Origin of the sequence: Melioribacter sulfuriphilus (assembly GCF_051488685.1) — a bacterium.
Classification (GTDB): domain Bacteria; phylum Bacteroidota; class Ignavibacteria; order Ignavibacteriales; family Melioribacteraceae; genus Melioribacter.
The window spans coordinates 116,172-126,029 of sequence record NZ_JBPSEH010000003.1 but is presented as its reverse complement, the minus strand read 5'-3'; the positions used below and the strand labels follow the sequence as shown (position 1 = coordinate 126,029).

The window sequence follows — 9,858 nt, the reverse complement described above, 5'->3', positions numbered from 1 at the left end:
TTATGTTAGATGAGCGTGGACAGATTTATTTAAGAAAAAAAAGCAGGTGAATTAATGTTCACTCGTAATCGAAAATTTTTTATTCTAATCATTTTAGCAGCATTAATATTTGGGTCTAACTCTACCCATGCAGGAACTACTGGTAAAATAGCTGGAAAAATTACAGATGCCAAGACGGGCGAGCCTTTAATTGGCGTAAATGTAGTTATTTTAGGTACAACGATGGGTGCTGCTTCGGACGTAGAAGGCAATTATTTTATAATCAATATTCCGCCAGGTATTTATGAAATAAAAGCATCATTAGTAGGATATACAACAGTAACTATAAAAAATATCAGAGTCTCTGTTGATCAGACTACAAGAATTGATATTACAATGCAGGAAGAAGCTGTAACAATTAACGATATTGTTGTTACGGCACAAAAACCAATTGTACAAAAAGACCTCACCTCCACCGAGGCAAAAGTTAGTGGAGAACAAATAGCCATGCTCCCTTTAGAAGATATTCACGCAGTAATAAATTTACAAGCGGGAGTTGTGAATGGTCATTTCAGAGGTGGAAGAGCTAATGAAGTTAAATATCTTATTGACGGCGTTGCAGTTAACGATGCATATTCAGGAGCCTCTGCTTTGGCAGCAGAAGTCAATAGTATTCAAGAACTTCAGGTGTTAACAGGAACTTTTAACGCTGAGTATGGCGAGGCATTATCTGGTGTCGTAAACCAAATAACTAAAATAGCCAGCGATAAAATTGAGGGTGATATTTCGGTCTATTCAGGTGATTATTTTACTACAAGAAAAAGTTTATATGATAATATTTCTCACTTATCTCTTTCAGATGGATATAATTTCCAGGGTAATCTAAGTGGACCTATACCGGGGTTAAATAACTTTATTAAATTTTTTATTTCCGGAAGATACATTTATAATGATGGATACCTTTATGGAAAAAGAATGTTTAATCCCTCAGATTCTTCTAACTTTTCTGCTAATGATCCTTCCCAATGGTATATAGGTGCTACGGGCGATAATAAATATGTGCCCATGAATTTTAATAAACGTTACACTCTTCAAGGGAAGTTGTCGTTTAATATAGATGGAGGAGGGAAAGGGCTAATATTAAATATGCTCTATCAAAATAATGAGTATAAAGACTACGATCATTTGTTCAAATTAAATCCAGATGGAGATTATAAAAAATTTCAGGAAAGCTTTTTGACAAGTTTGAGTTATACTTATATTCTAAGCAACTCTGCTTTTATCGATTTATTAGCTTCAGCTTTTAATACAAAATTCAAGCAATATGTTTATGAAGACCCTTTAGACTCAAGGTATGTAAAACCAGAAAGAATGCAAGATGTAAGTGGCAATGCTTTTTTAACAGGGGGAACACAAAATTGGCATTTTTATCATACAACTACTACCTATTCTGGTAAAATTGATTTTACATGGCAGGTAAATAATATTCATCAATTAAAAACTGGTGCTGAATTTAAATATCATGAAATAGACTATAAAGATTTTCAAATTATTATTGATGCATCGAACGGTTATAAACCAAGACTTCCTGAACCAGGCTCTTTCAATTATAACACTTACAAAAACAATCCTTTTCAATTTGCTTCTTACATTCAAGACAAAATTGAATTGGATTACCTTGTTGTCAATGTAGGAATTAGATTCGATTATTTTGAACCAGATGGATATTATCTGAAAGATGCGAATAAAATCTCATTACTCGATCAACTTCACCCACCATATCCTGATTCCTTGTTGGAGAAAGCAAAATCGAAATATCAGATAAGTCCAAGAATAGGTATCTCTTATCCTATTACAGATAGAGGAGCAATTCACATTTCGTATGGGCATTTTTTTCAGATACCACCTTTTGAGTATCTTTATCGTAATCCTAATTTTAGAATACCATTGACTGGTAATTTCCCGGAAAATATTGGCAACACAATTGGAAATGCTGATCTTGATGCTCAACAAACAGTTATGTATGAAATTGGTTTGCAACAAGAACTAGCCACAGACTTCGGCATTACACTTACAGGTTACTATAAAGACATCCGTAATTTGCTTGGTACAGAAATTCATATAAAAAACGAATTCAAAAAATTCAGTAAGTTAATTAATAGGGATTATGGAGCGGTTAAAGGAATTACGATTTCGTTTGAAAAACGCTTTAGAAGTGGTATAGGTGCTACTCTTGATTATACTTATCAAGTAGCTAAAGGGAATGCCTCGGACCCTAACGATGCATTTAATAAAGCTCAGGCAAATCCTCCGATTGAAGCTAATAAACAACTTGTACCGCTTAATTGGGATCAAAGACATTCGCTGAATTTTACTGTAACTGCTGGGAAGCCTGGCGATATTATTGCAAGTTTAATTGGTAAAATAGGTTCAGGACTACCATATACTCCATCATTTCAGAATCAGAGAACAGGTCTTGAGAATAGTGAAAATCGTCCAACCACATTTAATGTCGATTTATATCTCACTAAATATATTACATTGTTTAATAAGCAATTATCATTTTATATCAAAGTTTATAATTTGTTTGATACTGCAAACGAAATAGAAGTCTTTACCGATACAGGACGTGCAGGATACACATTAGAATTAACTCGTGCTCAGGAAAAGCCACGTGGAGTAAATACCTTAGAGGAATTTTTTAAACGCCCCGACTTCTATTCATCACCTCGTCAAATTATTATTGGTACATCAATAAGCTTTTAAGTAGGAGGAAGCAGTGACTTCGATAAAAAGTATTTGTTTTTATTTGAGTTTTTTTATGACAGTGATATTCATGTATGAATTGAACGCACAAGTGGTTGTAGATAAAAATAAAGGGGACCACAATCAAACAAGAAAAGGTTATATGGATGGTAATCTTGCCGCTACAGTTTATTATAATTTTGGTGAGATTGCAGATTGGTTAAATGAACCAAATAGAAGTGGTGTATGGCCTAAGGGGACAAATCATACTTATGTTGATGGTGTTGCTGTGATTGTGCAGGCAGAGACTTTCGATCCGGCGGGAAATGTTATTCATCCTCTGGAAACTAATTATTATGAATTTACACGTTATGATCCTTCAACGGGGATAACTTACGGATGGTGGCCTCTTCCTGGTTACGCAGCTCCTTATTCCGAAATACCAGCTAGAAGCGACGTTCCTTCAAGCTGGCCTACTAAGTGGCCCGATCGCCCATCTGACTGGAATGGTTTATGGAATGGATTTTTTGGTAAAGGTGTCAAGAATGCAGACGTTGAAACTTATTTCGTATTTGATGACAACGAGGATAGAGAATATATTATTAAAAATAACTTCAGACCCGATAAAGATGACCCAGAGAGAGGTGGCCTGGGTATGCAGGTTAAAGCAAGAGGTTTTCAATGGTCTCAAGTACTTGCTGAGGACGTAATTTTCTGGTATTATGAAATTACCAACATGAGCACAACAGATTATGAAAAAGTGCTTTTTGCTCAATATATCGACTGGGGAATCGGAGGTCATGACAACTCATCGAATAATGCAGGTGATTATGATGACTTACTCGATATTTCATATGCATGGTCAACAGTGCCTACAGGCTCACCAGGAAATTGGAGTCCCGTTGGAATGGCTGGCTATGCATTTCTTGAAAGTCCTGGAATCTCCGATGATCGCAAAGATAACGATTTGGACGGTTTAACTGATGAAATGAGAAACAACATTGCTAACCGCTTTATTTCATCTCCTTCTGAAGATCCTTATATATTAGATCCAGGTAGAGATACAACAAATTTTAAGATCTTCTATGGACGCTCTTGGAAACCACATTGGGATGCGGATGAAAATAGCAACTGGAGAGGATTTGATGATCGAAATAGTAATGGAGTCTGGGATAAAGATGAAGCATTAAATGACGACGTTGGTACAGACGGTATTGGCCCTTTTGACGAAGGGTATAAAGGTCCAGACGATGATGGTACTGAAGGCAATGGAAAGCCTGATCAAGGTGAACCGAATTTTGGAATTTTAGATAAAGACGAGTCTGATCAATTAGGTCTTACAGGATTTGCAATCTTTCCAGTTCATAAATATGAACTTGACAGAGATGAGGAAAACTGGACTGTTCTCTCAGGTCTACCAACTCCTCATGGTCAATCGCTCGTAGGTGTTAATCTTGCAAATTATTTTTCGAGCTACTTATTTCATATGTGGGGAAGAGAAAAATATTCTGTTGAAGCAGGTGAAGTTAAAGAAACTGGCGAGACTCAACGATTTTCTATGGCATTAATTTTTGGAATTGATAAAGACGATTTATTTAGAAGAAAAAAGACAGTTCAACAAATTTATAATGCAAGCTATCGATTTGCTAAACCACCCGAAAAACCGATTGTCAAAGTTATTCCAGGCGATAAAAAAGTTATACTTTATTGGGATGATAGAGCAGAAAAAACATTCGATGCATTTTATCAAAAATATAATTTTGAAGGATATCGTATTTATAGAGCAACTGACCCAAATTTCATTGAAAGTAAAACAATAACAGACGCATATGGTAAAGCTACATTTAGAAAACCAATTGCGCAATTTGACCTTGTTGATGATGTTAAAGGATTGCATCCGATTGACGTTAATGGTGCTCATTTTTATCTTGGGGATGACACAGGTTTAAGACATTCATACATAGATTCCACAGTTCAGAATGGACAAACATATTATTATGCAGTTGCTGCTTATGATCAGGGATATACAACCACTACAATAGAAGGGACTTTCGAAGGTATTCCACCTTCAGAAACTACTACTATTATCAAAAGAGATATCAATGGAAATATTACAACCGATGTAAACACTGCTGTTGTAGTGCCAAGACCTCCTGCCGCAGGATATATTCCACCTGAAGTAACAAACTATTTTTCGAGCGGGCCATCATCGGGTAATTTGAAGATTGAAATACTTGATCCAGATTCTATTAAAGACAATCATACTTATAGAATAGAATTTGTCGAAGACTCAAAGTATAATAACGAGGCTTTTCCTGTTTATCGATTAATAGATTATACGACTATCGATACACTGATTAACGTAAAAATGGATAAAAATGTAGTAACGTCAAATGTTATAGATGGATTTTCGTTTACATTAAATAATGATAATATAGTTACTATTGATTATGAAAAAAGTGGCTGGAAAAAAGGTAACAGCAACTATATAGTACAACTTGGTTTTGATTCGAGGTTCGCACCGGCGTACATAAGTAAACGTGTTGACTACCCAGCCGATTTTGAAATCGAATTAACTGAACCTGGTATGGGGGATTTGTCGTTCCCGGCCACTAGTTTTAGTAAACCAATAAAATCAAACATTATAGTAAGAAATGTAACGGAAGGTAAGAATTATCAATTTATTTTTCGGGATGTAAATCAAGACGAAATATTCAATGAAGGTGATGCAATATTTATTATTCTTGGTGATTCTGCAGGCAAACCGGCAACTTCGTTTTCAGATTTACATGTCACATGGTCTGTTACCCTTATAAAAGACACAACAATTTCTGAATCTAATCAGATTCCACCCAAGTATGGAGATATTTTTAAGTTAATAACTAAAAAGCCTTTTAGAAATGGTGAATATTTTGAATTTACTTTAAAGGGTCCACAGTTTGATAAGCAAAAAGCAATAAATGATCTAGATAAAATTGCAGTAGTTCCTAATCCTTATGTAGGGGCAGCTTCGTGGGAGCCCGCTACTGTTGAAGTGGGCAGAGGGGATAGATTAATTTATTTTATTAATCTCCCTAAACAATGCACTATTCGAATATATACAATCAGCGGCAAACACGTAAAAACTATTGAACATAATAGTAATATTGATGATGGACAGGAAGCATGGAATCTTATAACTAAGGACGGAATGAGCTTGTCTTATGGGGTGTATGTTTATCATGTGGATGCTCCTGGCATTGGAGAAAAAATCGACAAATTTGCTGTAATTAAGTAGTAAGTCGAGGACTAATATGAGAAAATTATATATCACATTTTTATTTGCTTGCATAATATTATTAATTGGGAAAAATTTAACTGCACAAAGTGTATCTAAAACAGGTACAACAGGAGCTTCATTCTTGGAAATTCCGGTAGGTGCTTCTGCTGTAGGTATGGGTGGTGCTTATGTGAGCTTTGCTAATGATGCTACGGCATTATACTGGAATCCTTCAGGAATTTCAAACCATAAAAATTATGAAGCAACATTCAGTCATACCTTATGGATTGCTGAAACCAATTTTGATTTTTTGGGACTGATAATCCCTCTTGGTGAAATCGGAAATATTGGTGTAAGTTTTACTTCTCTTTCAATGAATGATATGCAAGTGAGAACTGTTGAAAAACCAGAAGGAACAGGCGAATTTTTTAGTGCAGGAGATATTGCGGTTGGAGTATCTTATGCTCGAAATTTGACAGATAGATTCTCAATTGGTTTTACGGCGAAGTATATTCAACAAAAGATATGGCATATGTCTGCTAATGCTTTTGCTATCGATGCTGGTACAAAGTTCAGAACCGATCTATTTGGTGGAATGGTAATCGGCGCAACAATATACAATTTTGGTACTTCACTAAAGATGACTGGACGTGATGCAAGATATTTCATTAGTGTTGATCCAACCAAAGAAGGTTCAAATGACCAAATACCGACAAATATTGAAATGGATTCGTGGGATCTACCATTAATATTTCAAATAGGTATTTCAACTAATATTTATAAAAATGAATTTTATAGACTTACATTTTCTGCTGATGCAATTCATCCAAATAACGATTATGAAAGTATGAATTTTGGATTCGAAACCTCTTTCAAAGAACTGATTTATTTGCGCGGTGGCTATCAATCGGCATTCAACAGTTATTCTGAAGGAGGATTGACATTTGGTTTCGGAATTAATTCTAAATTACTTCTTGCTAATGCATATGTTAAGTTTGATTACGCTTACAGAGATTTTGGTCGGTTACAAAATGTACATACGTTTTCTATTAATTTAGTCTTCTGAAATGTATGAAATTATTTAAAACGATTTTGACCATACTAACATTACTATTCTCAATTAATACCTTTGGAGATAGCTTATCATTAAATGATTCTATTGTTGCAAAGGTTGGCACTATTGATATAACTGCTGAAGAGTTCGTTAATTGTTATGAATATGGACCGGCTTTTTATAAAAAAGTAAAAAATTCAAAAAGAATTTTCTTGGAGCACTTAATTAAAGAAAAACTTCTTGCACTTTATGGTTATAAACTCGGAACCGATACAACAAGTGAAATCAAAAATTATATTGAAGCTTTTGCAGCAGACATTGCAACTGAAGAGATGTTTAGGCATGAAATTCTAGGGAAAATCAATTTGAGTAAAGAGGAAATTGATACTGTTGCTAAACAGAAATTAATTGATGTAGAAATACAATGGCTTTATTCAAGTGATAGCTCTTATATTAATGATTGTTATGATTCACTTAGAAATGGAAAGAACTTTGAAGTTTTGTATAATCTACAATTAAACGACTCAATTCGAACTTCGGATAGATCTTTGAAAACTACAAGATATTTACTCGGAATGAAAAATCCACTCCTCGGTAAAATTATTGATACATTACAAATAGGAAAATATAGCAAACCAATAAGAGTTGAAGATGGCTGGTATATTATATTATTAAAAAATTTTTCTTATCGATTAATTGCATCCGAAACAGAACAGCAGAAATTACTTAAAGATTCAGAAACAGCACTAATTAAGAGAAAGCTGGATGATTTATCTAATCAGTACGTAAAGAAAATAATGCTTTCACAAAATCCTGTAATAAAAAGAGTCCCTTTCAAAATCTTAAGAACCCATATCGGTAGATTTACTTTAACAAAAGATCTTTTTGAAACCTGGCAACTCGAGAAAATATTAAAAAATACATTACAGGAAAATAATATAAAAGATGACGGAAATCTGAAAAAAATGGTACTTGTAAATTTAAAAGATTACAAGATAACATTGGAAGATTTTATAAACTGGTATAGAACTAGAGAACAGTACATTAAATATGATAAAAGTAATTTGGGAAATTTTTCGAAGTCGCTCGAAGGTATTATCTGGAGAATGACAAGAGATTATTTGTTATCCAAAATTGCATTGGAAAAAGGTTATTACGAAATACCAAAAGTGAAAAATCAAATAAAATGGTGGAAAGACAAAATAGTTTTCAGCAAAGTAAAAGAGGAGATGATTAATTCAATAATGTTGGAACACAACGAAATTAATACAAAGAATAAAAAAGAAAATGAACAAACAATTCTTGAAATGATAGAAGAGGAATTAACTAAAAAGTTATTTTATAAAATTAATGAACTCAAAAAGGTGACGGATATTTTCATTGATGAAAAAGTACTTGCTAGTATAAAGGTAAGTGAAGAAGAAAATCCCCGAGCTGTTGATTTTTATTTTGTTAAAAGAGGGAATCTAATTCCAAGAACTCCATATCCTACTATAGATAACATATGGATGAAATGGCAATGAAAGTTATCCGAAAAGTATTATATAAAATTTTATTCATCTTAGCCGTAAATTTAGTGGTCTCTTGCGGAAAAGCAAATCATACTTCGGATAATATTATTTACTGGTCTTCGAATAATACCGAAGAGATAATTTTTTCCAGAGGAGTAGTCGAAAAATGGAATAAAATGAATCCGGGAATGAAAGTGAAGTTTCAGCCGGTACCCGAAGGGCAATCAAGCGAGGAAGTAATACTAGCTGCTATCGTAGGGAAAACTACTCCTGATATCTATTCCAACATGTGGGAGGGAGACGTAGAAGATTATGCGAGAGCTGGTATTTTGATACCCCTAGATACTCTAGACGGCTTTATGGATTTTCTTTACCAGAGATGCGACAGTAGTGTTATTGAAGAAGTTAGATCGCAAGATGGGCATATATACCAGATACCCTGGAAGATTAATCCTATTATGATGATTTATAATAATAACATCATCCGCTCAATAGGATTAAACAAACCGCCTTCATCTTACTCCGAATATTTTGAAGCAGCATCTAAGTATCAACTTGATACTGACGGCGACGGTTATATTGATAGGTGGTTCGGATATTCAGAAGTAATTGTAACGTGGTGGCAAAGACTTTTCGATTTCTACCCGCTTTATCTTGCGGCTTCAAATGGCGGTAAATTAATTGATAGTAATAAAGCTGTGTTCAATAATGATGCGGCACTTAAGGTCTTTACTTTCTTGAGAACCCTTTATCAAAAAAATTATTTCCCGAAAGAGAGACTTTCAGCAAGGCAGGATGTTTTTCTAAGTGGAGTAATAGCAACAAGATTCACCGGTCCCTGGGAAATAGCTCATGCAGAAAAGTTTAAACCAAAAAACTTTAGTTATGACTTCACTTTTATACCGGTACCAGACAATCACAAAGGTCCTGTCTATACATATTGCGATCCTAAAAATATTGTAATATTTAATACTTGTCCGAATCCCGAAAAAGCATGGAAATTTCTTCGTTATCTTTTGTCGGAAGAAAACGACCTCGAGTTGCTCAAAATTACGAATCAGCTACCGCGAAGAAAAAATCTGTTGGAGAATAAGAAATTCGAGAATTACTTTAATGAAAATCCTCGGATGAAAATATTTGCTATGCAAGCAAAATTCGTAAAAGGAACCGACCAAACGCCTAAACTGAAAGAAGTATTTGATATTATATCGCAAGAATATGAAGCCTGCGTAATTTACGGAAAAAAATCTCCCATACAGGCATTGAAGGACGCTGAGCATGCAGTTAATCTTTTATTTTTAAGGTAATTC

General features: G+C 34.3%; 5 protein-coding genes. All 5 read left to right on the top strand.

Annotated features, from left to right (window positions below; translation table 11 throughout):
* Positions 1 to 54 precede the first annotated feature (54 nt).
* Genes ACSSV9_RS05610 through ACSSV9_RS05590 form a run of 5 tightly spaced genes read left to right on the top strand, consistent with a single transcriptional unit; the run spans position 55 to position 9,855 of the window.
* On the top strand, positions 55 to 2,745 hold the full coding sequence (locus ACSSV9_RS05610; protein WP_437346260.1) for a TonB-dependent receptor: 2,691 nt from the start codon (positions 55 to 57) through the stop codon (positions 2,743 to 2,745).
* 55 nt (positions 2,746 to 2,800) lie between these two features.
* Positions 2,801 to 6,001: a fibronectin type III domain-containing protein gene (locus ACSSV9_RS05605; protein ID WP_437346259.1), complete on the top strand. Its 3,201-nt coding sequence runs from the start codon at positions 2,801 to 2,803 to the stop codon at positions 5,999 to 6,001.
* A 16-nt stretch (positions 6,002 to 6,017) separates the two neighbouring features.
* Complete coding sequence (locus tag ACSSV9_RS05600) at positions 6,018 to 7,049, top strand: PorV/PorQ family protein (RefSeq protein WP_437346258.1); 1,032 nt, start codon at positions 6,018 to 6,020, stop codon at positions 7,047 to 7,049.
* Between the two features lie 5 nt (positions 7,050 to 7,054).
* Positions 7,055 to 8,560 (top strand): SurA N-terminal domain-containing protein, encoded by a 1,506-nt coding sequence (locus tag ACSSV9_RS05595; RefSeq protein ID WP_437346257.1) that lies wholly within the window; start codon positions 7,055 to 7,057, stop codon positions 8,558 to 8,560.
* Positions 8,557 to 9,855, top strand: coding sequence for an extracellular solute-binding protein (locus tag ACSSV9_RS05590; RefSeq protein WP_437346256.1), 1,299 nt, complete (start codon positions 8,557 to 8,559; stop codon positions 9,853 to 9,855). Before ACSSV9_RS05595 ends, ACSSV9_RS05590 begins: the two co-directional genes overlap by 4 nt.
* Positions 9,856 to 9,858 lie beyond the last annotated feature (3 nt).

Bases quoted from the DNA above. Each gene is read 5' to 3' on its own strand.
- ACSSV9_RS05610 (WP_437346260.1), top strand. From the start codon at position 55: ATGTTCACTCGTAATCGAAAATTTTTTATTCTAATCATTTTAGCAGCA.
- ACSSV9_RS05605 (WP_437346259.1), top strand. From the start codon at position 2,801: ATGACAGTGATATTCATGTATGAATTGAACGCACAAGTGGTTGTAGAT.
- ACSSV9_RS05600 (WP_437346258.1), top strand. From the start codon at position 6,018: ATGAGAAAATTATATATCACATTTTTATTTGCTTGCATAATATTATTA.
- ACSSV9_RS05595 (WP_437346257.1), top strand. From the start codon at position 7,055: ATGAAATTATTTAAAACGATTTTGACCATACTAACATTACTATTCTCA.
- ACSSV9_RS05590 (WP_437346256.1), top strand. From the start codon at position 8,557: ATGAAAGTTATCCGAAAAGTATTATATAAAATTTTATTCATCTTAGCC.